Origin of the sequence: Pseudomonas alcaligenes (assembly GCF_014490745.1) — a bacterium.
GTDB classification, from domain to species: Bacteria; Pseudomonadota; Gammaproteobacteria; order Pseudomonadales; family Pseudomonadaceae; genus Aquipseudomonas; species Aquipseudomonas alcaligenes_C.
In genome coordinates this window covers 4,659,428-4,685,182 of the sequence record NZ_LZEU01000001.1, presented here as the reverse complement: position 1 = coordinate 4,685,182, position 25,755 = coordinate 4,659,428, and the positions used below count along the sequence as shown (strand labels likewise).

Annotated in this window: 23 protein-coding genes; 16 read left to right on the top strand and 7 right to left on the bottom strand. The window is 66.3% G+C overall.

Features of this window, described 5'->3' with window-relative positions:
* Window positions 1-58: 58 nt before the first annotated feature.
* A complete protein-coding gene (locus A9179_RS21470; RefSeq protein WP_187808224.1) occupies window positions 59-550 on the top strand; it encodes a disulfide bond formation protein B in 492 nt (163 codons plus the stop codon).
* Window positions 551-767: 217 nt separating this feature from the next.
* A complete protein-coding gene (gene rsd / locus A9179_RS21465; RefSeq protein ID WP_187808223.1) occupies window positions 768-1,241 on the top strand; it encodes a sigma D regulator in 474 nt (157 codons plus the stop codon).
* A gap of 18 nt (window positions 1,242-1,259) precedes the next feature.
* On the opposite strand, the gene A9179_RS21460 is transcribed toward rsd, so the two are convergent.
* Entirely contained in the window at window positions 1,260-1,910 is a 651-nt protein-coding gene (locus A9179_RS21460) for an FKBP-type peptidyl-prolyl cis-trans isomerase (protein ID WP_187808222.1), read from the bottom strand.
* A gap of 126 nt (window positions 1,911-2,036) precedes the next feature.
* On the opposite strand from A9179_RS21460, the gene A9179_RS21455 reads away from it, so the two are divergent.
* A complete protein-coding gene (locus A9179_RS21455; RefSeq protein WP_187808221.1) occupies window positions 2,037-3,131 on the top strand; it encodes an AlgP family protein in 1,095 nt (364 codons plus the stop codon).
* On the opposite strand, the gene A9179_RS21450 is transcribed toward A9179_RS21455, so the two are convergent.
* The gene (locus A9179_RS21450; protein ID WP_187808220.1) at window positions 3,128-3,589 is read right to left on the bottom strand and encodes a TIGR02444 family protein; all 462 of its coding nucleotides are present in this window, start codon (window positions 3,587-3,589) and stop codon (window positions 3,128-3,130) included. The genes A9179_RS21455 and A9179_RS21450 overlap by 4 nt on opposite strands.
* A 50-nt stretch (window positions 3,590-3,639) precedes the next feature.
* Between A9179_RS21450 and A9179_RS21445 the strand changes: the two genes are divergently transcribed.
* From A9179_RS21445 to A9179_RS21425, 5 genes are all read left to right on the top strand, one after another.
* On the top strand, window positions 3,640-5,550 hold the full coding sequence (locus A9179_RS21445) for an ATP-binding cassette domain-containing protein (protein ID WP_187808219.1): 1,911 nt from the start codon (window positions 3,640-3,642) through the stop codon (window positions 5,548-5,550).
* Between the two features lie 31 nt (window positions 5,551-5,581).
* Entirely contained in the window at window positions 5,582-6,343 is a 762-nt protein-coding gene (locus tag A9179_RS21440) for a TerC family protein (protein WP_187808218.1), read from the top strand.
* A gap of 73 nt (window positions 6,344-6,416) precedes the next feature.
* Window positions 6,417-7,049, top strand: coding sequence for a homoserine/homoserine lactone efflux protein (gene rhtB / locus A9179_RS21435; protein ID WP_187808217.1), 633 nt, complete (start codon window positions 6,417-6,419; stop codon window positions 7,047-7,049).
* Between the two features lie 170 nt (window positions 7,050-7,219).
* A complete protein-coding gene (locus tag A9179_RS21430) occupies window positions 7,220-9,118 on the top strand; it encodes a cytochrome c/FTR1 family iron permease (RefSeq protein ID WP_187808216.1) in 1,899 nt (632 codons plus the stop codon).
* 5 nt (window positions 9,119-9,123) lie between these two features.
* Window positions 9,124-9,579 carry a YaiI/YqxD family protein gene (locus A9179_RS21425; RefSeq protein ID WP_187808215.1) on the top strand — a complete coding sequence of 152 codons (456 nt, stop codon included), beginning with the start codon at window positions 9,124-9,126 and terminating at the stop codon, window positions 9,577-9,579.
* Window positions 9,580-9,633: 54 nt separating this feature from the next.
* Here A9179_RS21425 and A9179_RS21420 read toward each other — a convergent pair whose 3' ends face one another.
* On the bottom strand, window positions 9,634-10,104 hold the full coding sequence (locus A9179_RS21420; RefSeq protein ID WP_187808214.1) for a thioesterase family protein: 471 nt from the start codon (window positions 10,102-10,104) through the stop codon (window positions 9,634-9,636).
* A gap of 139 nt (window positions 10,105-10,243) precedes the next feature.
* Complete coding sequence (gene elbB / locus A9179_RS21415; protein ID WP_187808213.1) at window positions 10,244-10,909, bottom strand: isoprenoid biosynthesis glyoxalase ElbB; 666 nt, start codon at window positions 10,907-10,909, stop codon at window positions 10,244-10,246.
* Between the two features lie 171 nt (window positions 10,910-11,080).
* Here elbB and A9179_RS21410 point away from each other — a divergent pair, with 171 nt between their 5' ends.
* The 3 genes from A9179_RS21410 to ppk1 all read left to right on the top strand — a co-directional run bounded on the left by A9179_RS21410 (window position 11,081) and on the right by ppk1 (window position 15,723).
* Window positions 11,081-12,307: a sterol desaturase family protein gene (locus A9179_RS21410; protein WP_187808212.1), complete on the top strand. Its 1,227-nt coding sequence runs from the start codon at window positions 11,081-11,083 to the stop codon at window positions 12,305-12,307.
* A 162-nt stretch (window positions 12,308-12,469) separates the two neighbouring features.
* Window positions 12,470-13,483: a porphobilinogen synthase gene (hemB, locus tag A9179_RS21405; protein WP_187808211.1), complete on the top strand. Its 1,014-nt coding sequence runs from the start codon at window positions 12,470-12,472 to the stop codon at window positions 13,481-13,483.
* Between the two features lie 20 nt (window positions 13,484-13,503).
* Window positions 13,504-15,723 carry a polyphosphate kinase 1 gene (gene ppk1 / locus A9179_RS21400; RefSeq protein WP_187808210.1) on the top strand — a complete coding sequence of 740 codons (2,220 nt, stop codon included), beginning with the start codon at window positions 13,504-13,506 and terminating at the stop codon, window positions 15,721-15,723.
* A 214-nt stretch (window positions 15,724-15,937) separates the two neighbouring features.
* Here the strand turns inward: ppk1 and ppx are convergent, their stop codons facing one another.
* Entirely contained in the window at window positions 15,938-17,437 is a 1,500-nt protein-coding gene (gene ppx, locus A9179_RS21395; protein WP_187808209.1) for an exopolyphosphatase, read from the bottom strand.
* 215 nt (window positions 17,438-17,652) lie between these two features.
* On the opposite strand from ppx, the gene trxA reads away from it, so the two are divergent.
* The 4 genes from trxA to A9179_RS21375 all read left to right on the top strand — a co-directional run bounded on the left by trxA (window position 17,653) and on the right by A9179_RS21375 (window position 22,166).
* Complete coding sequence (gene trxA / locus A9179_RS21390; protein WP_187808208.1) at window positions 17,653-17,979, top strand: thioredoxin TrxA; 327 nt, start codon at window positions 17,653-17,655, stop codon at window positions 17,977-17,979.
* Window positions 17,980-18,216: 237 nt separating this feature from the next.
* The gene (rho, locus tag A9179_RS21385) at window positions 18,217-19,476 is read left to right on the top strand and encodes a transcription termination factor Rho (RefSeq protein WP_187808207.1); all 1,260 of its coding nucleotides are present in this window, start codon (window positions 18,217-18,219) and stop codon (window positions 19,474-19,476) included.
* A gap of 109 nt (window positions 19,477-19,585) precedes the next feature.
* The gene (ubiD, locus tag A9179_RS21380; RefSeq protein ID WP_187808206.1) at window positions 19,586-21,052 is read left to right on the top strand and encodes a 4-hydroxy-3-polyprenylbenzoate decarboxylase; all 1,467 of its coding nucleotides are present in this window, start codon (window positions 19,586-19,588) and stop codon (window positions 21,050-21,052) included.
* 145 nt (window positions 21,053-21,197) lie between these two features.
* The gene (locus A9179_RS21375; protein WP_187808205.1) at window positions 21,198-22,166 is read left to right on the top strand and encodes a CDP-6-deoxy-delta-3,4-glucoseen reductase; all 969 of its coding nucleotides are present in this window, start codon (window positions 21,198-21,200) and stop codon (window positions 22,164-22,166) included.
* Between the two features lie 126 nt (window positions 22,167-22,292).
* Here A9179_RS21375 and A9179_RS21370 read toward each other — a convergent pair whose 3' ends face one another.
* On the bottom strand, window positions 22,293-23,273 hold the full coding sequence (locus A9179_RS21370) for an NADPH:quinone oxidoreductase family protein (RefSeq protein ID WP_187808204.1): 981 nt from the start codon (window positions 23,271-23,273) through the stop codon (window positions 22,293-22,295).
* Between the two features lie 161 nt (window positions 23,274-23,434).
* On the opposite strand from A9179_RS21370, the gene A9179_RS21365 reads away from it, so the two are divergent.
* Window positions 23,435-23,848 (top strand): flagellar basal body-associated protein FliL, encoded by a 414-nt coding sequence (locus tag A9179_RS21365; RefSeq protein ID WP_187808203.1) that lies wholly within the window; start codon window positions 23,435-23,437, stop codon window positions 23,846-23,848.
* Window positions 23,849-23,870: 22 nt separating this feature from the next.
* On the opposite strand, the gene A9179_RS21360 is transcribed toward A9179_RS21365, so the two are convergent.
* Window positions 23,871-25,730, bottom strand: coding sequence for a sensor domain-containing diguanylate cyclase (locus tag A9179_RS21360; protein WP_187808202.1), 1,860 nt, complete (start codon window positions 25,728-25,730; stop codon window positions 23,871-23,873).
* Between the last annotated feature and the right edge of the window lie 25 nt (window positions 25,731-25,755).

Below are 25,755 nucleotides of genomic sequence, written 5' to 3'. Positions count from 1 at the left end.
CCGCCGCGCTTTCCTCTACCGTACCGCCTTTCCTCCTTCCCGCCGCATCGGAGTTCCCATGGCGCTGGCCACCCCGCGTTCGCTGTTCCTCATCGCCTTTATCGGCTGCCTGGCCCTGATGGGCGGGGCCCTTTACCTGGAGCATGTGGTCGGGCTGGAACCCTGCCCGATGTGCATCGTGCAGCGCATCTTCGTTGTGCTCTTCGCCGTGATCTGCCTGATCGCCGCCATCCACGGCCCGGCTTCCCGCGGGCGGCGCCTGTATGCGCTGCTGGCGCTGCTGTGCGCCATCGGCGGCGCCGGTACCGCTGCCCGCCAGGTCTGGCTGCAGAGCGTACCGGCCGATCAGCTGGAAGCCTGCCTGCCGAGCCTGGAATTCATGATGGAAGCCCTGCCGCTGCAGGAAATCGTGCGCCTGGTGTTCCATGGCACCGCCGATTGCGCCGAGGTGACCTGGACGCTGTTCGGCATGAGCGTGCCGGAGTGGAGCCTGCTGGCCTTCGCCGGGATGATTCTGTTCAGCCTGCTGCAGCTGCTGCGCCGCAACTGATGGCGCAGCGTGCCGCCCACGCCGCGGAAATCACGGCGTGGGGCAAATTCCCGATCAAGGTGACTTGAAGCTGGAGGCGGGCGGGAATACTCTGGCCCAACGCCTCGTCAGTAATCCGGCGCTTCGCCGGGTGTTTTTCCAAGGCTGCCCAAGTTGCCAAAAAATCGGCTCGGGGCTGCGTGACACCAGCATTCACCAGTAGGGAAGTGAGGACATCATGCTCGAGAGCTGCCAGAACGCCCAGGAACGTTGGGGTGGAGTACACCAGCTGATCGACCGCTGGCTGCAGGAGCGTCACGAACTGGTGAGCGCCTTTGCCGCGTTGAGCGACAAACCTTCCGCGCCGGCGGCCAATGCCGAAGACCTGCAGCGCTTCTGCCAGATCCTCGTCGACTATGTGTCGGCCGGTCACTTCGAGGTCTATGAGCAGCTGACCGCCGAGGCCAAGACCTTCGGCGACCAGCGCGGCCTGGAGCTGGCCAAGCAGATCTACCCGCGCATCGAAGCCATCACCGAAGTGGCGCTGGCCTTCAACGATCGCTGCGACAACGGCGACTGCCGTGACGCCACGTCCCTGGTGGCCGAGCTGAAGCGTCTGGGGCAGTTGCTGCACGAGCGCTTCGAACTGGAAGACTGCCTGATCGAGGTGCTGCACACCTCGCATCAGCACCAGGCTGTCGCCCCGCTCTGAGTACGGTGGACGTCGACCTCAGCGGGCGACGTCCAGCAACTCCACCTCGAACACCAGCGGTGCATCCGGCGGAATCAGATCGCCGGCGCCTTCATGGCCATAGCCCTGTGCCGCTGGAATCACCACCCGCCATTTCGCCCCCACTGGCATGGCCCGCAACGCGGTCTGCCAGCCGGGAATCAGTGCGTTCAGACGGAACCACTGCGGCCCTTCGCTCTGGTCGAACAGACTGCCGTCGGCCAGTTCGCCGCGGTAATTGACCCGCACCCGGCTGCTTGCCTGCGGCTGCTCTCCGTGACCGGCGTGCAGTTCGCGCACCAGTACGCCGCCGGCCAGTTCGCGCACTCCGGGCTGGGATTTTTCGCGGGCGAGAAAACGTCCCTCGGCCACGCTCGCCTGTTCGCGTCGGGTGCTTTCCGCCTGCTTGGCCAGCTGCGCTTCGTGGGCATCCAGCAGCTGTTCGATTTGCTCCGGCGGCAGGCGCAGCGGCTCGTCGCGATAGGCCTGGCGCAGACCGTCGAGCAGGGCTTCGAGCCGCAGGCTAGGCATCTCGCTGCGCAGCCTTTCGCCCAGGCGCACGCCCATGCTGTAGGCCAGATCTTCGTCCTGCTGGGCGGCCTGTGACAGGCTGGAAAACAGGCAGAGCAACAGCAGCGAGAAGCGCAACATGGATCGGGTCTCCGCGGAAATTCGCCGGCGATTATGCCTGTAGTTGCACGCGACTCAATGCAGGTGCTAGCGACGGGCGAATCAGGCGTCTAGTATGGGGTCACCAACGTCCGTTAGGAGGCCGTCATGCCGACCAACAATAAGAAGTCCGTTAGCACCCCTTTGCATCTGCTTCAGCAACTCTCCCACAGCCTGCTTGAACATTTGGAAAAGGCCTGCTCGCAGGCTCTGGTCGAGGCCGAGGAACTGTTGACCAAGCTGGAAAAGCAGCGTGGCAAGGCGCAGGAAAAACTGCACGAAACTCGCACCAAGCTGCAGGAAGCAGCCAAGGCCGGCAAGGCCAAGGCACAGGAAAAAGCCAAGGCTGCAGTGAGCGAGCTGGAAGAGTTGCTCGACGGCCTCAAGGCTCGTCAGACCGAGACCCGCAGCTACATCGTGCAACTCAAACGTGATGCCCAGGAAAGCCTGAAACTGGCCCAGGGTGTCGGCAAGGTGCGCGAAGCGGCGAGCAAGGCACTGAGCAGCCGCGCCGCAGTGGCCGCCAAACCGGCTGCGAAGCCGGCGGCCAAACCCGCTGCCAAGGTCGCCGCCAAACCGGCAGCCAAGCCTGCTGCCAAACCGGCCGCCAAGGCTCCGGTGAAAGCCGCCGCCAAACCCGCCGTGAAGAAAGCCGCCAGCGCCGCCAAACCGGCTGCCGCCAAGGCGCCGGCCAAGCCCGCGGCTAAACCGGCTGCCAAGCCAGCCGCCAAAGCCGCAGCCAAGCCCGCTGCGAAGAAACCGGTGGCAGCTGCCAAGCCGGCGGCTAAACCCGCCGCCAAGCCCGCCGCTAAACCGGCAGCCATGCCGGCCGCGAAAGCAGCGAGCAAGCCCGCCGCTAAACCTGCTGCCAAACCGGCGGTAGCGAAGAAACCAGTTGCTGCCAAACCGGCGGCTAAGCCCGCGGCCAAACCTGCTGCCAAGGCACCGAGCGCGGCCGCTGCCAAACCGGCTGCAGCCAAGCCAGCCGCCAAGCCAGCGGCTGCCAAGGCCCCGGCCAAGCCAGTGGCTAAACCGGTTGCTGCCAAGCCGGCCGCGAAGAAGGCCCCGGCGGCCAAGCCTGCCGCCGCCAAGCCAGCAGCCAAACCGGCCGCCAAGCCGGCTGTGGCTCCTGCTGCCGCACCGGCCGCACCGGCTGCCGCTCCTGCCGCCAGCAATGGCAGCACGCCGCCGGCCAGCGCTTAAGTCGGAGTTGCCGCGGCGCGCAGCAGCTGCAGCGCGTCGCGGCATGTTGTAGCCGCCACACCGCTTAACGCTTCCAGCCAGGCCGACTGTTGGTCGGCCCGGGTTGGCCAGTCTCCCGCCAGGCGCTCCAGGCGCGCCAAGAGTTCGCGCTCCGCCTCCAGTTCCATAGCCTTGATCTGTTCGCGCAGACGCAACTGCACAGCGTCGAGCTGGGCTGCCGCACGCCAGCCCTGGCGCAGCTCGCGCAACGGACAGATGACCTGGCGTTGCCAGGGTTCACTGATCGCCACCAGCTGCTGCCGACGTTCGTCGCTGCAGTCCACGCCGCGCTGTTCCAGCCACAGGCCGCACAGCAGCAGGCAGACATCCGCCCCCTGCGCCTGCAGCTGCAGGCAGGCGGCTTCCACCCCGGGACGGGCATAGCAACAACTGGCAAAACTCCACAGGTCAGAAGGCATGCGGCTCTCCAGGCGATGGCGGGGCGAAGCTGGTAGACTCCGCGGCCATTATGATCCGACTCCAGAACCTCACTCTACAGCGTGGTCCGCAACGCCTGCTCGAAGGCGCCGAGCTGACCCTGCACGCCGGCCACAAAGCCGGCCTGATCGGTGCCAACGGCGCCGGCAAATCCAGTCTGTTCGCCCTGCTGCGTGGCGAGCTCGGCCCCGACGCCGGCGATTGCAACCTGCCGCCGGACTGGCGCATCGCCCACATGCGTCAGGAGGTCGACGACCTTGAGCGCCTGGCCGTGGACTATGTGCTGGATGGCGACATTCACCTGCGCCAGGTGCAGCGCGAGCTGGCCGCCGCCGAGGCGGCCCACGACGGCACCGCCATCGCCCGCCTGCACAGCGAGTTGGACACTGCCGACGGCTATACCGCCGATGCCCGCGCGCGCAAATTGCTGGCCGGCCTCGGCTTCAGCAACGAGCAGATGGATCGCCGTGTCGGCGACTTCTCCGGTGGCTGGCGCATGCGCCTGAACCTGGCGCAGGCGCTGATGTGCCCGTCCGACTTGCTGCTGCTCGACGAACCGACCAACCACCTCGACCTCGACGCCATTCTCTGGCTGGAAGAGTGGCTGAAAGGCTATCCCGGCACCCTGCTGCTGATCTCCCACGACCGCGACTTCCTCGATGCAGTGGTCGACCATGTGGCGCACCTCGAACAGCAGAAGCTGACCCTCTACCGCGGCGGTTACTCGGCCTTCGAGCGCACCCGCGCCGAACGCCTGGCGCAGCAGCAGCAGGCGTACGAGAAGCAGCAGGCGCAGCGCGCGCACATGGAAAAGTACATCGCCCGCTTCAAGGCCCAGGCGACCAAGGCCCGCCAGGCACAGAGCCGGATCAAGGCCCTGGAGCGCCTGGAAGAGCTGGCACCGGCGCATGTCGATTCGCCGTTCGACTTCGTCTTCCGCGAGGCCGACAAGATCTCCAGCCCACTGCTGGATATGGCCGAGGTGCAGCTCGGCTATGGCGACAAGGTGGTGCTGCAACAGGTCAAGCTGCAGCTGACCCCTGGCGCGCGCATCGGCCTGCTCGGCCCCAACGGCGCCGGCAAGTCGACCCTGATCAAGACCCTCTCCGGCGAACTCAGCCCGCTGTCCGGACGCCTGGCGCGCGGCGAGAACCTGTCGATTGGCTACTTCGCCCAGCACCAGCTCGACTCGCTGGATGCCAAGGCCAGTCCGCTGCTGCATCTGCAGCGCATCGCCCCGGGAGAGCGCGAGCAGACCCTGCGCGACTTCCTCGGTGGCTTCGACTTCCGCGGCGCCCGTTGCGACGAGGCGGTAGCGAACTTCTCCGGTGGCGAGAAGGCGCGCCTGGCCCTGGCGCTGATCGCCTGGGGCAAGCCCAACCTGCTGCTGCTCGACGAACCGACCAACCACCTCGACCTGGAAATGCGCCTGGCCCTGACCATGGCTCTGCAGGAATTCGCCGGTGCGGTGCTGGTGGTCTCCCACGATCGCCACCTGCTGAAGAGCACCACCGACGAGTTCCTCCTGGTCGCCGATGGCCGCGTGCAGCCGTTCGATGGCGACCTCGACGACTACGCGCGCTGGCTGGTCGATTTCCGCGCCCGTCAGCTGCCGCAGAGTGCTGCTGCGCCGGCCGCCGACAAGACCGACAAGCGTGCCCAGCGTCAGGCCGCGGCGGCGCTGCGCCAGCAGCTGGCGCCGCACAAGCGCGAGGCGGAGAAGCTGGAGAAGGAATTGGGCAAGCTCCACGAGAAGCTCGCCGGCGTCGAGCAGCAGCTTGGCGACAGTGGCCTTTACGAGGCTGCGCGCAAGGACGAACTGCGTGAGCTGCTGGCCGAACAGGCGCGTCTGAAGAGCCGCGAAGGCGAGCTGGAGGAAAGCTGGATGGCAGCCCTGGAGCAGCTGGAAAGCCTGGAACAACAGCTGGCCCAGGCCGACTGAACGCATTCACTCAACCACTGAGGCAAACACTATGGAATGGCTGATGAGCCCGGAAATCTGGGTCGCCTTTCTCACCCTGACCGCCCTGGAGATTGTCCTCGGCATCGACAACATCATCTTTATCTCGATCCTGGTCAGTCGCCTGCCGGTCGAACAGCAGCCCAAGGCGCGCTTCTTCGGCCTGGCGCTGGCGATGGGCACGCGCATCCTGCTGCTGCTGTCGATCACCTGGGTGATGCGCCTGACCAACGATCTGTTCAGCATCATGGGCCACGGTATTTCCGGGCGCGACCTGATCCTGTTCTTCGGCGGCCTGTTCCTGCTGTTCAAGAGCACCATGGAAATCTTCCACAGCCTGGAAGGTGCCGAAGAGGCGCAGCAGGGCGGTGGCAAGAAGGCCTACGGCTTCATGGGCATCATTGTGCAGATCGCCATCATCGACATCGTCTTCAGTCTCGACTCGGTGATCACCGCGGTCGGCCTGGTACAGCACGTGCCGGTGATGGTGGCGGCCATCGTCATCTCGGTCGGCGTGATGATGCTGTCGGCCAGCACCATCAGCGCCTTCATCGACAAGCACCCGTCGCTGAAGATGCTGGCGCTGTCGTTCCTCATCGTGGTCGGCACCGTGCTGATCGGCGAAGCCTTCGAAGTGCATATCCCGAAAGGCTACGTCTACTTCGCCATGGCCTTCTCCCTGGCAGTGGAGGCGATCAACATCCGCCTGCGCGGCGCCCTGGCCAAGGGCAAGGAGCAGGAACCAGTACAGTTGCGCAAGGGTTCGCCGGACTGACTGCTACTGTGCAGGCGTGAGCGGGAGGGGTAGGCTTTACGGCCTGCCCCTTTTGCTTTCTGAGGTACCCGCCATGGCACTGGAAACCTGGCTCGCTTTCTTCGTCGCCTGCTGGGTGATCAGCCTGTCGCCCGGCGCCGGCGCCATCGCCTCGATGTCCAGCGGCCTGCAGTACGGCTTCTGGCGCGGCTACTGGAACGCCCTCGGCCTGCAGATCGGCCTGGCCCTGCAGATCGCCATCGTCGCCGCCGGGGTCGGCGCGATTCTCTCGACTTCGGCCCTGGCCTTCAGCCTGATCAAGTGGTTCGGCGTGGTCTACCTGGTGTGGCTGGCTATCGGCCAATGGCGCGCGCTGCCCAGCGACATGAGCCTGGAATCCGCCGAGCGCCCCATCGGCCGGCCGCTGAGCCTGGTGCTGCGCGGTTTCCTGGTCAACGTCAGCAACCCCAAGGCGGTGGTGTTCATGCTCGCCGTGTTGCCGCAGTTCATCCACCCGCAGGAGCCACTGCTGGCGCAGTACCTGATCATGGGCGTGACCATGATCACGGTGGATCTGATCGTCATGGCCGGCTACACCGGCCTCGCCGCGCGGGTGCTGCGCGCCCTGCGCACGCCGCGCCAGCAGCGCGTGATGAACCGTACCTTCTCCAGCCTGTTCGTGCTGGCCGCCGCGCTGCTCGCCAGCGTGCGCCGCGCCGCCGCCTGAGCCGCGCAAGGGGCTGGCACCGGCTGCGACGGCGCCAGCCGGCCAAGGTTCCCGGCCGCTCTTCGAACAGTCTGTTCGTCTTCTGCTTGGCCACGGCCTGCGATTCTGCTTGAGCGAAATCGTTAGGACGGTAACAATTAATGCCACCCATTCTTGTTTGGGATGCATTCATGTTTTACAACCGTTCTCTTCTTGCCTGGCTGCTGTTGCCGTTCGTTCTGCTGTGCAGCCTGTCGGCCCTGGCCGAGCCCGCCGCGGGCAGTGCCCAGGCCCTGCACCTGCTGGGCTATCTCGGTGCCGACTATCCCGCCACGGTCTCTGGCGGTCAGGTGGTCGATCCGGCCGAATACCGTGAACAGCTGGAATTTCTCGGCGTACTGCAGGGGCTGATCGTCGCCCTGCCGGCCAATGCCGGGCGTGCCGAGCTGGAGCAAGGCGTGGCGCAGCTGCGCAGCCAGGTCGAACAGCGCGCCGATGGCCCGCTGGTGGCGCACCAAGCCCGTCAGCTGGCGGCCAAGCTGGTCGAGCTGTACCAGGTGCGGCAGACTCCGGCGATCACCCCGGATCCGGCCCGTGGCGCGCCTCTGTACGCCCAGCAATGTGCGGTCTGCCATGGCGACAGCGGTGCCGGCGACGGCCCCGCGGGGCTCGGCCTGGAGCCGCCGCCGGCCAACCTGCGCGACTTGGCGCGACTGGATCGGCTGAGCCTGTACGACCTGTTCAATACCCTGACCCTAGGCATCGACGGCACCGATATGGCGTCCTTCGCCGACCAGCTGGACGAGCGGCAGCGCTGGGATCTGGCCAGCTACATTGCCTCCTTCAGCGCCGATCCGGGCCAGGCCCAGGCGGCCCGTTTCAACCTGGCCGAGCTGGCCCGCCGTACCCCGGCAGAGGTGACTGCCGAGCAGGGCGCCACTGCCGCTGCCGCCTTCCGCGCCCAGCGTGCCCAGCCGCCGCAGCAGCAGCGCGGCCCGCAGGAGCTGATCGAACATACCCGCAGCACCCTGGAGCAGAGCCTGCAGACCTACCGCAATGGCGATCACGAGCAGGCCTATGACCTGTCCGTGGCCGCCTACCTGGAAGGCTTCGAGCTGGTCGAGAGCGCCCTGGATAACCTCGACGCGGTGCAGCGCAAGACCACCGAGAAAGCCCTGATGGCCTACCGTCAGGCGCTGCAGGATGGCGCCAGCGTGGCCCAGGCCGCACAGGCGCTGGAAGTAGCCAAGGTCGAACTGGACAAGGCGGCCAAGCTGTTGGCCGGCGGGGCGATGAATGCCTCGCTGACCTTCTTCTCCAGCCTGCTGATCCTGCTGCGCGAGGGCCTGGAGGCAATCCTGGTGCTGGCGGCGATCCTCGCTTTCCTGCGCAATACCGGGCAGCCGCAGGCGGTGCGCAGCGTGCATATCGGCTGGGGCCTGGCGCTGCTCGCCGGCGTCGCCACCTGGGGCCTGGCGGCTTACCTAATCGACGTCAGCGGCGCCCAGCGCGAGCTGCTGGAAGGCGTCACCGCGCTGTTCGCCAGCGTCATGGTGCTCTGGCTCGGCGTGTGGATGCACGACCGCCGGCATGCTGCAGCCTGGCAGGACTACATCAAGAGCAGCCTGGTCGGCGGCGGCGGGCGCTTCGGCTTCGCCGTGCTGGCGTTCTTCTCGGTGTACCGCGAGCTGTTCGAGGTCATCCTGTTCTACGAAACCCTCTGGCTACAGGCCGGCACGGCCGGTCACGGCATGGTGCTGGCCGGCGCCGCTGCTGCCCTGCTGCTGTTGCTCGGCCTGGCCTGGGTGATCCTGCGCGGCTCGCGCAAGCTGCCGCTGGCGACCTTCTTCAGCGCCAACGCGGTGCTGCTGTGCGTGCTCTCGGTGGTGTTCGCCGGGCATGGCGTGGCGGCCCTGCAGGAAGCCGGGGTAATCGGCACGCGGCCGGTGGCGTTCTTCGACTTCGACTGGCTGGGCATCCACGCCGACGCCTACAGCCTCTCGGCCCAGGCCCTGGCGCTGGCCGGCATCGCCGTGCTCTACGGGCGTAGCTGGCTGGGCGAGCGCCGTCGCGCCCAGGTCGGTGCCTGACGCCGATGCGTGTGTGGATCGACGCCGATGCCTGCCCGCGCGCTGCGCGTGACCAGGTAGTGAAGTTCGCCCTGAAGCGCGGCTTCGAGGTGGTGCTGGTGGCGGGGCAGGCGGTGGCCCGCCCCAACTTCGCCTGCGTGCGCCTGATCGTGGTGCCCAGCGGGCCGGATGCGGCGGACGATTATCTGGTCGAGCACGCGGTGCCCGGCGAGCTGGTGATCTGCAGCGACGTGCCGCTGGCCGACCGCCTGGTGAAGAAGGGCGTCAGCGCCCTCGATCCGCGTGGCCGCGAGTTCGACGAGCGCAATATGGGCGAGCGCCTGGCCGTGCGTAACCTGTTCACCGACCTGCGCGAGCAGGGCCAGGTCGGCGGCGGCCAGGCCGGCTATGGCGAGAAGGATCGCCAGGCCTTTGCCAATTCGCTGGATCGCATCCTCACCCGGTTGCTACGCCAAGGCTGAGCGAGCCCTCGCACGATGGCCGACGCGGGTTGCACCCGCCCTACGCGGTTGCCGCTAACCGCACAGATAGGTGCCGGTGCCTACCGCCACCAGGGTGCCGTCGTCGCTGTGCAGTTCGGTGCGCACCACCGCCACCTTGTTGCCGGAACGCAGCAGCACTGCGGTGGCGGTGAACGCCTGGCCGCGCCCGGGGCGCAGGTAGTCGACGCGCAGGTCGATGGTGCCCAGTTTGGACAGCCGCGCCATGCGTTCGCTGGTGGGCAGGTGCTGGTGCCGCTCGAAGGCGCCGATCAGCGCCATGGCGCCGCCGGCCACGTCGAGCAGCGAGGAAATCACCCCGCCATGCAGGATGCCCTGGACGAAGTTGCCGATCAGCTCGGGCTTCATCGGCAGGCTCATCACCACCTTGTCCACGGACAGCTCGTCGAGCTGGATGCCCAGTACCTGGTTGAACGGGATGCGCTGGAAGAAGGCGCTGACGGCGTCGCGCAGCTCGGCGGTGAGTTCGAAGGGGGTGTGGCTCATGACACGGCGTCCTGCACGGGAGTTGTTCGCCACGCTGCCGCAATCCGGCGTGCTTGGCCAGCGCCGTGGCCTGGCAGTCCCGGCGATTGGCGGGATCGGCCTAGCCTGGGTGGCTGCGCGCAACCCAGGCCGGTGCGGCTCAGTGCGCCTGAGCCAGCTCGAGCACGCGGTCGACCAGCTTGTTGATCCCGGCCGCCGCCTCGGCAATCGACTGGGCGAGCATGTAGGCCGGGGTGCTGACCAGCTTGTGCGCCTTGTCCTCGACTATGTCTTCCACTGCGCATTCCGTGTGGCTGCCGCCCATGGCGGTGAGCGCGGCGGCAGCCGGGTCTTCGGCGCTGCCCAGGGTGGCGATCACGCCGGGGCCGTAGATCTTCACCGCCAGGGCCGGCGAGATGCACACCAGGCCCACCGGCTTGCCGGCCTTGGCAAAGGCCTGGGCGGCGGCCAGCACGTCCGGCTGCACGCTGCAGGCGGCGCCTTCGGTGGCGAAGTTGGAGAGGTTCTTGGCCACGCCGAAGCCGCCCGGCAGGATCAGCGCGTCGAAGTGCTCGACGGCCAGGGTGCGCACGTCCTCGACATTGCCGCGGGCGATGCGCGCGGACTCGGTGAGCACGTTGCGGCTTTCCGGCATTTCCTCGCCGGTGAGGTGGTTGATCACATGCATCTGCGCCACGTTCGGCGCAAAGCACTGCACCTGGGCGCCGCGCTGGTCGAGACGCAGCAGGGTGATCACGCTCTCGTGGATTTCTGCGCCGTCGTAGACGCCACAACCGGAAAGGATGACCGCGACTCGTTTATGCATGCTGTTCTCCATTGGCCAAGCGGTAAGTCGATGGCTCAGTTTCGCCGATCGCCGGGCACAGCGTCGAGTGACGCTGTGTCGCCAAATGCCACACGGGCTGGCATTGGCTGTCGCGAGTGGCGCGGCGGGTGAGTCTAGGATCAGCTTAGGTCAACCAGGCAGTGCCGAACCATGAACCTGATCCTTCTTGCCATTCCCTTCTTTCTTCTGTTGATCGCGCTTGAGCTTTTGGTCGATCGCTGGCGCGGTGTCAGCACCTACAGGTTTGCCGATGCGCTCAACAGCCTGAGCACCGGCATGGTCTACCAGGTCACCGGCTTGCTGACCAAGTCGATCGCTTTGATCGGTTACGCCTTCGCCTTCGAGCACCTGCATCTGCTGACCCTGCCCAACGAGCCGTGGGTGTGGCTGCTGGCCTTTGTCTTCTACGACTTCTGCTACTACTGGAACCACCGCATCGGCCACGAGCGCAACGTGTTCTGGGCCGCCCACTCGGTGCACCACCAGAGCGAGGAGTACAACCTCTCCACCGCCCTGCGCCAGACCAGCATGGGCTTCCTGCTGAGCTGGATCTTCTACCTGCCGATGGCCGTGGTCGGGGTGCCGCCGCTGGTGTTCGCCACGGTGGCGGCGCTCAATCTGCTCTACCAGTTCTGGGTGCATACCCGCCACGTGCCCAAGCTGGGCTGGTACGAGTGGTTCTTCATCACCCCGTCCAACCACCGCGTGCACCATGCGCAGAACGCGGTTTATATGGATCGCAACTACGGTGGCGTGTTCATTCTCTGGGATCGCCTGTTCGGTACCTTCCAGGAGGAGCTGGACGAGCAGCCGGTGATCTTCGGCGTGACCGTGCCGCTGCGCAGCTGGAACCCGTTGTGGGCCAACCTGCAGTTCTACGTGCAGTTGTGGCGCGATGCAGTGCGTGCCGGCTCCTGGTGGGACAAGCTGCGTATCTGGCTGATGCCCACCGGCTGGCGCCCGGCCGATGTGGCGGCACGCTACCCGATCGACAAGCCGGATCTGAGTGCCTTCCGCAAGTTCGAGGTGACGCTGCCGCGTTCCAGCCAGTGGTACATCGGCCTGCAGTTCCTGCCTTACGTGCCGGCCACTGCCGGCCTGGTGGCCCTGGCCGGACAGCTCGACCTGCTGGCGGCGACCCTGGGCTGCCTGTGGCTGGCCTTCGGCCTCTACTGCATTGGCGCCTGGCTGGAGAACCGTGCCTTTGCCCGCGGGCTGGAGGCCCTGCGCTTGCTGCTCAACCTGCCGGCGCTGGCCTGGGCTCAGCAGGCCGGTCTGCTTGACGGCACGCTGCCCTGGCTGTTGCTGGCGACCTGGAGCCTGCTCAGTCTGGCCTGGCTGTTGTGGCCGCGGCGGATACAGGCGCAACCGGCCTGAGGGCAGCCGCCAGACGGCAGCGCGGGGGCAAGAAGAACGGATTTTTGTGCGGCAACGGAACTGCGGCTACCCGTCGCAGTCTGGGTGTGACAGTCATTATTTGGTCATAATAGCCGGGTACAACTGTCACACTCGCCCGCCGTGCGGGTTCTGGAGTCCGTCGTGAGCTTTACCCCCGCCAATCGCCTGTTCCCCGCTACCCGCCTGCGCCGCAACCGCCGCGACGAGTTTTCCCGCCGCCTGGTGCGCGAGAACGTGCTGACGGTCGACGACCTGATCCTGCCGGTGTTCGTCCTCGATGGTGACAACCGTCGCGAAGCCATCCCGTCGATGCCCGGCGTCGAGCGCCTGTCCATCGACCTGCTGCTGCAGGCCGCCGAGCGCTGGGTAGAGCTGGGTATTCCGGCCCTGGCGCTGTTCCCGGTGACCCCGCTGGAGAAGAAATCCCTCGACGGCAGCGAAGCCTGGAACCCGGACGGCATCGCCCAGCGCGCCATCCGTGCCCTGCGCGCCAAGTTCCCCGAGCTGGGGGTGATCAGCGATGTGGCCCTCGACCCGTTCACCACCCACGGCCAGGACGGCATCCTCGACGAGTCTGGTTACGTGATGAACGACGTGACCATCGACGCGCTGGTCAAGCAGGCGCTGTCGCATGCCGAGGCCGGCGCCCAGGTGGTGGCACCCTCGGACATGATGGACGGGCGCATCCAGGCGATCCGCGAGGCGCTGGAGCTGGCCGACCACGTCAACGTGCGCATCATGGCCTACGCGGCCAAGTACGCCAGCGCCTACTACGGGCCGTTCCGCGATGCGGTGGGCTCGGCGGCCAACCTCGGCAAGGGCAGCAAGAACACCTACCAGATGGATCCGGCCAACGGCGACGAGGCCCTGCATGAAGTCGCGGCGGATCTCGCCGAAGGCGCCGACATGGTCATGGTCAAGCCGGGCATGCCCTACCTGGACATCGTCTGGCGGGTGAAGGAGGCCTTCAAGGTGCCGACCTTCGCCTATCAGGTCAGCGGCGAGTACGCCATGCACATGGCCGCCATCCAGAACGGCTGGCTGAGCGAGGCGGTGATCCTGGAATCGCTGACCGCTTTCAAACGTGCAGGAGCCGATGGCATCCTCACCTACTTCGCCGCACGTGCGGCAGAACTGATCAAAGCGGGGCGCTGAGGCGCCCCAGGGAAGCTGGCATGAACACCGAGGGACTCAGCAAGAATCAGGTGGCGGACGCCGCGCTCGACAGCGAGCAGGCGCTGCCCGTGGCGGTGGTGGCCGAAGTGGTCGCCGCCGTCGAGCCGGAGCCGCAGGCACCGGCGCCGGTGGCACCGCCGATTCCCGGCCTGGATGACAGCAGCCTGTACATCCACCGCGAGCTGTCCCAGCTGCAGTTCAACATCCGCGTGCTGGAACAGGCACTGGACGAGTCCTACCCGCTGCTCGAGCGGCTCAAGTTCCTGCTGATCTTCTCCAGCAACCTCGACGAGTTCTTCGAGATCCGCGTCGCCGGCCTGAAGAAACAGATCAACTTCGCCCGCGAGCAAGCCGGCGCCGATGGCCTGCTGCCCAGCCAGGTGCTGGCGCGCATCTCCGAGATCGCCCACGAACAGGTCGACCGCCAGTACGCCCTGCTCAACGACGTGCTGCTGCCGGCCCTGGCCAAGCACCAGGTCAACTTCATCCGCCGCCGCTACTGGACGGTCAAGCTGAAGACCTGGGTGCGCCGCTACTTCCGCGACGAGATCGCGCCGATCATCACCCCGATCGGCCTCGACCCGACGCACCCGTTCCCGCTGCTGGTGAACAAGAGTCTCAACTTCATCGTCGAGCTGGAAGGCGTCGACGCCTTCGGCCGCGACTCCGGCCTGGCCATCATCCCGGCGCCGCGCCTGCTGCCGCGGATCATCAAAGTGCCGGAGGAAGTTGGCGGCGCGGGGGACAACTATGTGTTCCTCTCCTCGATGATCCACGCCCACGCCGACGACCTGTTCCAGGGCATGAAGGTCAAGGGCTGCTACCAGTTCCGCCTGACCCGCAACGCCGACCTGTCGGTGGACACCGAGGACGTCGAAGACCTGGCCCGCGCCCTGCGTGGCGAGCTGTTCAGTCGTCGCTATGGTGATGCGGTACGCCTGGAAGTGGCCGACACCTGCCCGAAACACCTGTCGGACTACCTGCTCAAGCAGTTCAACCTCAGTGACAGCGAGCTGTACCGGGTCAACGGCCCGGTCAACCTGACCCGCCTGTTCGCCATCACCGGGCTGGAAAGCCACCCGGAGCTGCAGTACGCGCCGTTCACCCCGGTGATCCCCAAGCTGCTGCAGAACAGCGAGAACATCTTCAACGTGGTCGGCAAGCAGGACGTGCTGCTGCTGCACCCCTTCGAGTCGTTCACCCCGGTGGTCGACCTGCTGCGCCAGGCGGCGAAAGACCCGCACGTGCTGGCGATCAAGCAGACCCTGTACCGCTCCGGGGCCAACTCGGAGATCGTCGACGCCCTGGTGGAGGCGGCGCGCAACGGCAAGGAGGTCACTGCGGTGATCGAGCTGCGCGCGCGCTTCGACGAGGAGTCCAACCTGCAGCTGGCCAGCCGCCTGCAGGCTGCCGGCGCGGTGGTGATCTACGGCGTGGTCGGCTTCAAGACCCACGCCAAGATGATGCTGATCCTCCGTCGCGAGGCCGGCGAGCTGCGCCGCTACGCCCACCTCGGCACCGGCAACTACCACGCCGGCAACGCCAAGCTGTACACCGACTACAGCCTGCTGACTGCCGACGTGGCCCTGGGTGAAGACGTATCCAAGCTGTTCAACCAACTGATCGGCATGGGCAAGACCCTGCGCATGAAGAAGCTGCTGCACGCGCCCTTCACCCTGAAGAAGACCCTGCTCGACCTGATCGCCTTCGAGACCCAACAGGCCAGCGAGGGCAAGGCCGCGCACATCATGGCCAAGTTCAACTCGCTGACCGATCCGAAGATCATCCGCGCGTTGTACAAGGCCAGCCAGACCGGCGTGCGCATCGACCTGGTGGTGCGCGGCATGTGCTGCTTGCGCCCGGGCATTCCGGGGGTGTCGCACAACATCCAGGTGCGCTCGATCATCGGCCGCTTCCTCGAACACACCCGGGTGTTCTACTTCCTCAATGGCGGCGACGAGAAGATCTTCCTGTCCAGTGCCGACTGGATGGAGCGCAACCTCGACAAGCGGGTGGAGACCTGCTTCCCGGTGGAGGGCAAAAAGCTCACCACGCGGGTCAAGAAGGAGCTGGAGTCCTACCTGAGCGACAACACCCAGGCCTGGGTGCTGCAGCCGGACGGTCGCTACCTGCGCACCAGCCCCAGCGGCAACGCCAACCCGCGCAGTGCGCAGACTGCGCTGCTGGATAAGCTGACCGCGCTGCAGGTGCTGCGTTAAGAACCTGTTTACGATCTGCTGCGCGTCGGCTAAACGGTGTTGGAAACGACCTCGGAATGCTCATTTACTACTCGTAAACTCCGCTTCCTCGGCCGCTCCCGCCACCGTTTATCTCTAGCTCGCGAGATCGTAAATAGGTTCTAAGCGAGTCTGTCTGACTGAAATGAAAAAGCCCCGCACTGCGGGGCTTTTTCTTGGGCGTTGACAATCGCCTTCAGCGCACTTTGAGGCTGAAGCCGATGCGCGCCAGCCACTCGGCTTCCTGTTCGAAGTCGGCCTGGGTCAGCGGGTTGGCTTCCAGCCAGCCGGCGGGGAAGGTCAGGTCGAGGCTCTGCGGCCCGGCCTGCATCTGCACCTTGGGCATTTCCTGGCTGCCACGGATGTGGTGGAACAGGATGGCGAAGCGCAGCAGCACGCACAGGCGGGTGAGCTTGATGCCTTCGTCGCCGAACTCGGCGAACTTGTCCTTGGGAATGTTGCGCCGGTGGCCGCGCACCAGCAGGGCCAGCATCAGTTGATCCTTGCGCGAGAAACCGGCCAGGTCGGAGTGCTCGATCAGGTAGGCGCCGTGCTTGTGGTAGTGGTAGTGGGCGATGTCCAGGCCGATCTCGTGCACCCGCGCGCCCCACTGCAGCAGGTCGCGGTGCCAGTCGTCGTCCAGCTGCCAGGCCACTGCGACCTTCTCCAGGGCCTGCAGGGCCTTGGCCTCGACCCGCGCGGCCTGCTGCACGTCGACGTGGTAGCGCTCCATCAGCGCGCCGAGGGTGCGTTCGCGTACGTCCTCGTGGTGGTGGCGGCCGAGCAGGTCGTAGAGCACGCCTTCGCGCAGGGCACCTTCGGAGTGATCCATGCGCTGCAGGTCGAGAGCGTCGAAGATGGCTTCGGCGATGGCCAGGCCGGCCGGGAAGATCTGCCGGCGATCCGGCTTGATCCCGTCGAGGTCGAGCTTGTCCACCTCGCCCAGCTTGAACACCTTGCGTTTGAGCCAGGCCAGGCCCTCGGGGTTGATCTCGCCATTGCCGAGGCCGGCGGCCTTGATGGTCAGGCCTACCGCGCGCAGGGTGCCGGAGGCGCCCACTGCTTCCTGCCAGCCCAGGCGCTGCAGGCCCTGCTCGATGCTCATCAGTTCCAGGCGGGCGGCGGTGTAGGCCTGGGCATAGCGCGCCGGGGTGATCTTGCCGTCCTTGAAGTAGCGCTGGGTGAAGCTCACGCAGCCCATCTGCAGGCTCTCGCGCAGCAGCGGCTCGAAGCGCTGGCCGACGATGAATTCGGTGCTGCCGCCGCCAATGTCGACCACCAGGCGCTTGCCCGGGGTGTCGGCGATGCTGTGCGACACGCCGAGGTAGATCAGGCGTGCTTCCTCGCGGCCGGAAATGACTTCCACCGGGCTGCCCAGCACCGCTTCGGCGCGGCGGATGAATTCGGCGCGGTTGCGCGCCTCGCGCAGGGCGTTGGTGCCGACGATGCGCACCGCGCCGGGCGGCAGGCCCTGGGTCAGCTGGGCGAAGCGGCTCAGGCAGTCGATGCCGCGCTGCATGGCCTCTTCGCTGAGCACGCGCGCGTCATCCAGGCCGGCGGCCAGCTGTACCTTGTCGCCCAGGCGCTCGAGGATGCGCACTTCGCCGTGGTCGGCCTTGGCCAGCACCATATGGAAGCTGTTGGAGCCAAGGTCGATGGCGGCGATCAGGGGATACTGCTTGGCGGCTTGTGGCATCGTCAGGGGTCTCGAGACGTTAGGCAGGCATCCTGCCATGTTGCGGCAGGGGCTCCAATGACGCCCATGTTAACCGGCCGGGGTCAGGTTGCCGTAGTCTTTCATCGGCTGTATCAAAACCATTGATAGTCAAGCTCAATGGTTAGCGGCTTTCAGCATGGGCCGTGGCGGGCTATCATGGCGCCACTTTTCGCTTTCGACCCCGGAGACTATCCATGAGCGAGTTCATCACCAACGTCAGCGATGCCAGCTTCGAAGACGACGTGATCAAGGCCGAAGGTGCGGTCCTGGTCGACTACTGGGCCGAATGGTGCGGTCCGTGCAAAATGATCGCCCCGGTTCTTGACGAGATCGCCCAGACCTATCAGGGCAAGCTGAAGGTCTGCAAGCTGAACATCGACGACAACCAGGAAACCCCGCCGAAGTACGGCGTGCGCGGTATCCCGACCCTGATGCTGTTCAAGAACGGCAACGTCGAAGCGACCAAGGTCGGCGCCCTGTCCAAGTCGCAGCTGGCCGCCTTCCTCGACGCCAACATCTGAGGCATCCGCCACTGATGTGAGAAGCCCCGCTCCGTGCGGGGCTTTTTCTTTGGCCGCAGGCTGGACGTCGCGCGAAGCCTGGTGTTACATTCGGCCCTGCTGCATTTCTCCGCAGCCCTCCTACGCCGTCGCCGACGCATCCCTAGCCGATATTCGAGCGATCAAGTCGCCTCCTCCGCGGCACGGCCTCCAAAGCTGAATGCTTTGTCCCTCCCTCATATCTATAACGTCATTCCTATGAATCTGACCGAACTCAAGCAAAAGCCGATTGCCGAACTGCTGGACATGGCCGACCAGGCTGGTCTGGAAAACATGGCCCGTTCGCGCAAGCAGGATGTCATCTTCGCCCTGCTGAAAAAGCACGCTAAAAGCGGTGAAGAAATTTCCGGCGACGGCGTGCTGGAGATCCTCCAGGACGGTTTCGGCTTCCTCCGCGGCGCCGACTCCTCCTACCTGGCCGGCCCGGACGACATCTACGTTTCGCCGAGCCAGATCCGCCGCTTCAACCTGCGTACCGGTGACACCATCGTCGGCAAGATCCGCCCGCCGAAGGAAGGCGAGCGCTACTTCGCCCTGCTCAAGGTCGACTCGATCAACTTCGACCGCCCGGAAAACGCCAAGAACAAGATCCTGTTCGAGAACCTCACCCCGCTGTTCCCCACCGAGCGTCTGAAGATGGAAGCCGGCAACGGTTCCAAGGAAGACCTCACCGGTCGGGTGATCGACCTCTGCGCCCCGATCGGCAAAGGCCAGCGCGGCCTGATCGTCGCTCCGCCGAAGGCCGGTAAAACGATCATGCTGCAGAACATCGCGGCCAACATCACCCGCAACAACCCCGAGTGCCACCTGATCGTCCTGCTGATCGACGAGCGCCCGGAAGAAGTGACCGAGATGCAGCGCACCGTGCGCGGCGAAGTGGTCGCCTCGACCTTCGACGAGCCGCCGACCCGCCACGTGCAGGTCGCCGAGATGGTGATCGAGAAGGCCAAGCGCCTGGTCGAGCACAAGAAGGACGTGGTCATCCTGCTCGACTCCATCACCCGCCTGGCGCGTGCCTACAACACCGTGATCCCGAGCTCCGGCAAGGTGCTCACCGGTGGTGTCGACGCCCACGCCCTGGAGAAGCCCAAGCGTTTCTTCGGTGCCGCACGTAACATCGAGGAAGGCGGTTCGCTGACCATTCTCGCCACCGCGCTGGTGGAAACCGGCTCGAAGATGGACGAGGTGATCTACGAGGAATTCAAAGGCACCGGCAACATGGAGCTGCCGCTGGATCGCCGCATCGCCGAGAAGCGCGTGTTCCCGGCCATCAACATCAACCGTTCCGGCACCCGCCGCGAAGAGTTGCTGACCGGTGAGGAAGAGCTGTCGCGCATGTGGATTCTGCGCAAGCTGCTGCACCCGATGGACGAAATCGCCGCCATCGAGTTCCTCCTCGACAAGCTGAAAGACAGCAAGACCAACGACGAATTCTTCCTCTCCATGAAGCGGAAGTGATTCAAGTGTTGCCACAGAGGCCGGGGAAACCCGGCCTCTGCGTTTGTGCAGCCTTCTGAATAACCCAGTTCGGCGCTAAACTTTGCGCCCCGACCTGTGAGGCCCAAGCATGCAGTACCGCGACCTGCGCGACTTCATCCGCGAGCTGGAAAGCCGTGGCGAGCTCAAGCGCATCCAGACCCCGGTCTCGCCCGTGCTGGAAATGACCGAAATCTGCGACCGCACCCTGCGCCGTGGCGGCCCGGCGCTGCTGTTCGAGAAGCCCACCGGCTTCGACGTGCCGGTGCTCGGCAACCTGTTCGGCACACCGGGGCGCGTGGCCCTGGGCATGGGCGCCGAGGATGTCGGTGAGCTGCGCGAGATCGGCAAGCTGCTGGCCTTCCTCAAGGAGCCCGAGCCGCCCAAGGGCCTGAAGGATGCCTGGAGCAAGCTGCCGATCTACAAGAAGGTCATCAGCATGGCGCCCAAGGTGCTCAAGGATGCGCCGTGCCACGAGGTGATCGAGGAGGGCGACGCCGTCGACCTCGGCAAGCTGCCGATCCAGCACTGCTGGCCGGGCGACGTGGCGCCGCTGATCACCTGGGGCCTGACCATCACCAAGGGGCCGAACAAGGAACGGCAGAACCTCGGCATCTACCGCCAGCAGGTGATCGGCCGCAACAAGGTGATCATGCGCTGGCTCAGCCACCGTGGCGGCGCGCTGGACTACCGCGAGTGGTGCCAGAAGTATCCGGACAGGCCTTACCCGGTATGCGTGGCCCTCGGTGCTGACCCGGCGACCATCCTCGGCGCCGTGACCCCGGTGCCGGACACCCTTTCCGAGTACGCCTTCGCAGGACTCTTGCGCGGCCACCGCACCGAGCTGGTCAAGGCCATCGGCAGTGATCTGCAGGTGCCGGCCAGTGCCGAGATCGTCCTCGAGGGCGTGATTCATCCGGGCGAGACCGCGCCGGAAGGCCCGTACGGCGACCACACCGGCTACTACAACGAGGTCGACACCTTCCCGGTGTTCACCGTCGAGCGCATCACCCGCCGGCAAAAGCCGATCTACCACAGCACCTATACCGGGCGGCCGCCGGATGAGCCGGCGATTCTCGGCGTGGCGCTCAACGAAGTGTTCGTACCGATCCTGCAGAAGCAGTTCCCGGAGATCACCGACTTCTACCTGCCGCCGGAAGGCTGCTCCTACCGCATGGCGGTGGTGACCATGAAGAAGCAGTACCCCGGTCACGCCAAGCGGGTGATGCTCGGGGTTTGGTCTTTCTTACGTCAGTTCATGTACACCAAGTTCGTCATCGTCACCGACGACGATGTGAACGCCCGCGACTGGAACGACGTGATCTGGGCCATTACCACGCGCATGGACCCCAAGCGCGACACGGTAATGATCGACAACACGCCGATCGACTACCTCGACTTCGCCTCGCCGGTGTCCGGCCTGGGCTCGAAGATGGGCCTCGATGCCACCCACAAGTGGCCGGGCGAGACCAGTCGCGAGTGGGGCCGGGTGATCGAGAAGGATGCGGCCGTGACGGCGCGGGTTGATGAGCTCTGGGCCGGCCTCGGGATCGACTGATGAACGCATCATCTGCTGCTGCGCTCGTTTGGGCTGTGCTGAAAGGCCGCTCGGGCTGCTCATTTACTCGATGTAAACTCCGCGCCCTCGCGTCCTTTCGCCTCGCCCACCCTTCGCTCGCGACGCAGCTGAAGGCATTCATGTCATGAAGGTCACCCTGCAACCCTCAGGTGCGGTGCTCGAGGTGCAGGCCGGCGAGTGCATCCTCGATGCCGCGCGCCGGCTTGGCTACGACTGCCCGCAGAGCTGCCGCAACGGCAACTGCCATATCTGCGCGGCGCAGCTGCTGGCCGGGCGGGTGCGTCAGGCCGGTGAGGAGCGCGCCACGGGCGAACTGTTCACCTGCCTGGCCGAGCCGCTGGAAGACTGCCTGCTGCACTGGGATGGCGTGCTGGCGCCCGGCGAGCTGCCGCTGCGCACCCTTAGTTGCCAGCTGATCGAGTGCCAGGCGGTCGGCGGCGATGTGTTCCGCCTGCGCCTGCGCGCCCCGGCCGGCAAGCCGCCGCGCTACCACGCCGGGCAATACCTGCTGCTGCAGCGCGAAGACGGCGAGTGGACGGCCTTTTCCCTGGCCTCGGCGCCGCACAGCGGCCGTGAGCTGGAGCTGCACATCCTGGCCCGCGACGAGAGCACTCTGAGCCTGCTGGATTTCCTCCGCCGCCAGGGCTTCGCCCGCGTGCAGCTGCCGTTCGGCGACACGCACTTGGCCGAGCTGCCGGACGGCCCGCTGGTGCTGATCGCCGCCGGCACCGGCATGGGCCAGATCCACGGGTTGATCGAGCACTGCCGGGCCGTCGGCTTCGCCCATCCGCTGCACCTGTACTGGGGCGTGCGCCGCCCCGAGGACTTCTACCAGCTGCCGCACTGGCGCGACTGGCAGAAGCAGCCCGGCCTGCACCTGCATCAGGTGGTCAGCGATCTGTGCGGTTGGGAAGGGCGCTGCGGCCTGCTGCACGAGGCGGTGTGCGAGGATTTCGCCGACCTGTCGAACCTGCGGGTGTATGTCAGCGGTTCGCCGGCAATGGTCTATGCCACCCTCGACGCGCTGGTGGCGGCCGGCCTGCCGGCGACGCAGATGCATTCCGACGTGTTTGCCTACGCGCCCAGGAACTGAGCGGAGCTTGGCTCCCCTCTCCCCTTGGGAGAGGGGCGGGGGTGAGGGTGACAGGGCCGACGCCGAGTTGCCGGTAATACCCTCACCCGCCCTGCGGGCACCCTCTCCCGGCGGGAGAGGGGATCATCAGCGAACCTGCACCACCACTTTGCCCACGGCCTTGCGCTGGCCGAGGTGGTTGATCGCCGCGGCGGCCTGGGCCAGCGGGAAGGTCTGCGACACCAGTGGCTTGATCTGGCCGGCGCTGAACCACTGGAACAGCTGCTGGAAGTTGGCGGCATTGTCCTGCGGCTGGCGCTGGGCGAAGGAGCCCCAGAACACGCCGATCAGCGCGGCGCCCTTGAGCAGTGGCAGGTTGGCCGGCAGGGCCGGGATGCCACCGCCGGCGGCGAAGCCGACTACCAGGAAGCGGCCGTTCCAGGCGATGGAGCGGAAGGCTTCCTCGAACAGTTCGCCACCCACCGGGTCGTAGATCACGTCCACGCCCTGGCCGCCGGTGAGCTTCTTCAGCTCTTCCTTGAGGCTCTGCTCGCTGTAGTTGATCAGGTGGTCGGCGCCGGCCTTGCGCGCCACTTCCAGCTTCTCCGCGGTGCTCGCCGCGGCAATCACCTTGGCGCCCATGGCCTTGCCGATTTCCACCGCGGCCAGGCCGACGCCACCGGAGGCACCGAGCACCAGCAGGGTCTCGCCCGGCTGCAGGTTGGCGCGCTGCTTCAGCGCATGCATCGAGGTGCCGTAGGTCATGCCAAAGGCGGCGGCGCTGGCGAAGTCCATGTCGGCCGGTACCGGCATCACGTTGTAGCCGGGCACCGCCACTTCCTCGGCGAAGCTGCCCCAGCCGGTCAGCGCCATGACCCGGTCACCGGCCTTGAGGTGGGTGATCTTCTCGCCCACCGCCTTGACCACGCCGGCCGCCTCGCCGCCCGGGGAGAAGGGGAAGGGCGGCTTGAACTGGTACTTGCCCTCGATGATCAGGGTATCGGGGAAGTTGACCCCGGCGGCGTGCACCTCGATCAGCACTTCGTTCTTCTTCGGTTCGGGGCTGGCGACTTCTTCCAGCACCAGGGTTTCGGCCGGGCCGAAGGCTTTGCACAGAACGGCTTTCATGGCGGCGTCTCTTGGCAGATGGGGGTGGTCTGGCAGTGTAGGTGGCGGGTCTGGAGGGTCAACGAGCATGCCCGCGCCTGATGGCGCTGCATAAGCGCCGGGCTTGGGTACGTCGCCGGCTATGGCTATGCTAGGCGGCATCACCGTTCGAGGATTGCCCTGTGAAAACCTGGATTGCCCTGCTGTTGGCCCTGAGTCTGCCCTTCACCGCCCTGGCCGAGGAAGAAAAGAAAGAGGGCGAAGAAGGCGCCGCTCCCCAGGTGGCCTACTACAGCCTGACCCCGGCGCTGGTGGGCAACTTCGGCGCCGGGCCCAAGCTGAAGTTCTACAAGGCCGACATCGCCCTGCGCGTCACCGGTGCCGATGCCGAAAAGGCGGTGGAGCATCACGAGCCGCTGATCCGCAACCAGCTGGTGATGCTGTTCTCCCAGCAGACCGAGGCCAGCATGGGCGACCAGAACGCCAAGGAAACCCTGCGCCAGGAGGCGCTCAAGCAGGTGCAGGAAGTGCTCACCGCGGAAGAAGGCAAACCGCTGGTGGAAGACCTGCTGTTCAACAACCTGATCATCCAGTAAGCCCGGCCGGCGCGAGCCTGGCTCAGACGGGCAGGGGGTTGGCCGCGCTGGTCTCGCCCCACACGCAGGTGCGGTTGCGCCCCTGGTGCTTGGCCTGGTACAGCGCCTGGTCGCTGTGGGCGGTCAGGCTGCTGGGCTGCTCCTCGCTGACCGGCGCGGCCACCGCCAGGCCGATGCTCACCGTGAGCCGGCCCAGGGGGCTGGCGGGGTGGTTCAGTTCCAGGTTGGCGATCAGTTCGTGCACCCGCGCTGCCACATGCTCGCCGCCGTCCAGGCCGGTGTTGGCGAGGATGATGGCGAATTCCTCGCCGCCGTAGCGGCAGGCCACGTCACCCTCACGCTGCAGGCAGTCCTGCAGGCAGGCCCCGACCTTGCGCAAGGCGTCGTCACCGGCCAGATGGCCGAGGGCGTCGTTGTAGGCCTTGAAGTGGTCAATATCGAGCATCAGCAGGGTCAGCGGTGCACCGATCCGGCGCAGGCGGCGCCATTCGCCCTGCAGTTGCTGGTCGAAGAAACGCCGGTTGTACAGGCCGGTCAGGCCGTCCAGCTGCGACAGGCGTTGCAGGCGCGCCTCCAGTTGCAGGCGTTCGCTGTTGTCGCGGGCCAGGCCGATCAGGTATTCGCGGCCGTTCAACTGCACCAGCTGGGTGTTGATCTCGGCCGGCTGACTGCTGCCGTCGCGGCGGCGCATCTCGCGCTGGAAGATCCGTGACTGGTTGTCGCGCTGGGCGTTGCGCACCAGTTCCAGCCAGCTGTGGAAGCCGGGCAGGAGCTGCTCCGGGTGTTCGCGCAGGAGCTGGGCGAACTGCTCGGGGCGGTAGCCCAGGCTGGCGTAGGTGGCCTGGTTCATGTGCAGCAGCTCGCGACTCTGGGTCTCGAAGATGAACAGGCTGTCGTGGCTGGAGTCGGTGAGGTCGAGCACCAGCTGCAGGCGCTCGCGGCTGTCGCGCAGCTCCTGCTCGGTGCTTTCACGGCGCTTGGCCTCGACCTGCAGGCGCTGGTTGGCCGCCTGCAGGGCCTGGGCGCGCTGGGCACTGGTCAGGGCCAGGGCCAGGGCGGCGATCAGCAGCAGGCTGATGGTCAGGCTGGCGCCCAGTACCACCTGCGGCAGCGGGTTGCTCAGGCGCTGCAGCAGGGTGGTGGTGGGGCTCAGCTGCAGGCTGAAGCTGCGGTTGTTGAGCAGTTCGATCGGTACCTGCTGGGTCAGGCGGGCAAGCCCGCCCGGTTGTTCGCGGCTGTAGATGCTCTGGCCGTTTTCCAGCAGGCGCACGCTGAACTCGCTGCTGTCGAGGTTGGTCAGCAGCTCGTCCATCAGCGGTTCGACGCGGAATACGCCCTGCAGGAAGCCGTCGAACTGCCGCGCCCCCTTGTCGTCGCGCAGGTACAGCGGGGTGTAGAGGATAAAGCCACGGCCGCCCTGTACCAGCTGGAAACTGTTGGAGAAGCGCTGTTCGCCGCTGCTGCGGGCCTGCATGGCCAGTGGGTAGTTGGGGTGCTGGGCGGTGAGCTGGAAGTCGACGGCCGCCTCGTTGCCCTGCAGCGGCAGCAGCCAGCGCATGTGCAGATCGGGGCCGACCCACTGCACCGACTGGTAGGCCGGGAAATCGGCCAGGGCCAGGCCAGCTTCCTCTTCCCAGGCCTGGCGCGGCAGGCGGCCGAGGCTGTTCCACAGGCGGGCGATACGCTCCAGGCTGTCCACTTCACCGTGCAGCTTGCTTTCCATCTGCCGGGCCAGGGCGCGCGCCTGGTAGCCGAGCCGTTCCTCGAGACGCGCCTGCTGGTCGTTTTCCAGCTGGCGCCACAGCATCAGGCTGGCCAGGCACAGCGTCAGCAATAGCAAGGCCAGCGCCAGGCGGGCCGGCCAGATGGGGCGTGCGCGCATGGGCTATCTCCGGGGAGGGGCGTAC

Coding starts and splice junctions, on each gene's coding strand:
- A9179_RS21455 (WP_187808221.1), top strand. CDS start 2,037: ATGCCGACCAACAATAAGAAGTCCGTTAGCACCCCTTTGCATCTGCTT.
- rhtB (WP_187808217.1), top strand. CDS start 6,417: ATGGCACTGGAAACCTGGCTCGCTTTCTTCGTCGCCTGCTGGGTGATC.
- ppk1 (WP_187808210.1), top strand. CDS start 13,504: ATGAACACCGAGGGACTCAGCAAGAATCAGGTGGCGGACGCCGCGCTC.
- ppx (WP_187808209.1), bottom strand. CDS start 17,437: ATGCCACAAGCCGCCAAGCAGTATCCCCTGATCGCCGCCATCGACCTT.
- A9179_RS21450 (WP_187808220.1), bottom strand. CDS start 3,589: ATGCCTTCTGACCTGTGGAGTTTTGCCAGTTGTTGCTATGCCCGTCCC.
- A9179_RS21425 (WP_187808215.1), top strand. CDS start 9,124: ATGCGTGTGTGGATCGACGCCGATGCCTGCCCGCGCGCTGCGCGTGAC.
- elbB (WP_187808213.1), bottom strand. CDS start 10,909: ATGCATAAACGAGTCGCGGTCATCCTTTCCGGTTGTGGCGTCTACGAC.
- A9179_RS21410 (WP_187808212.1), top strand. CDS start 11,081: ATGAACCTGATCCTTCTTGCCATTCCCTTCTTTCTTCTGTTGATCGCG.
- A9179_RS21370 (WP_187808204.1), bottom strand. CDS start 23,273: ATGAAAGCCGTTCTGTGCAAAGCCTTCGGCCCGGCCGAAACCCTGGTG.
- A9179_RS21430 (WP_187808216.1), top strand. CDS start 7,220: ATGTTTTACAACCGTTCTCTTCTTGCCTGGCTGCTGTTGCCGTTCGTT.
- rsd (WP_187808223.1), top strand. CDS start 768: ATGCTCGAGAGCTGCCAGAACGCCCAGGAACGTTGGGGTGGAGTACAC.
- trxA (WP_187808208.1), top strand. CDS start 17,653: ATGAGCGAGTTCATCACCAACGTCAGCGATGCCAGCTTCGAAGACGAC.
- A9179_RS21460 (WP_187808222.1), bottom strand. CDS start 1,910: ATGTTGCGCTTCTCGCTGCTGTTGCTCTGCCTGTTTTCCAGCCTGTCA.
- A9179_RS21375 (WP_187808205.1), top strand. CDS start 21,198: ATGAAGGTCACCCTGCAACCCTCAGGTGCGGTGCTCGAGGTGCAGGCC.
- rho (WP_187808207.1), top strand. CDS start 18,217: ATGAATCTGACCGAACTCAAGCAAAAGCCGATTGCCGAACTGCTGGAC.
- A9179_RS21440 (WP_187808218.1), top strand. CDS start 5,582: ATGGAATGGCTGATGAGCCCGGAAATCTGGGTCGCCTTTCTCACCCTG.
- A9179_RS21360 (WP_187808202.1), bottom strand. CDS start 25,730: ATGCGCGCACGCCCCATCTGGCCGGCCCGCCTGGCGCTGGCCTTGCTA.
- ubiD (WP_187808206.1), top strand. CDS start 19,586: ATGCAGTACCGCGACCTGCGCGACTTCATCCGCGAGCTGGAAAGCCGT.
- A9179_RS21420 (WP_187808214.1), bottom strand. CDS start 10,104: ATGAGCCACACCCCCTTCGAACTCACCGCCGAGCTGCGCGACGCCGTC.
- A9179_RS21470 (WP_187808224.1), top strand. CDS start 59: ATGGCGCTGGCCACCCCGCGTTCGCTGTTCCTCATCGCCTTTATCGGC.
- A9179_RS21445 (WP_187808219.1), top strand. CDS start 3,640: ATGATCCGACTCCAGAACCTCACTCTACAGCGTGGTCCGCAACGCCTG.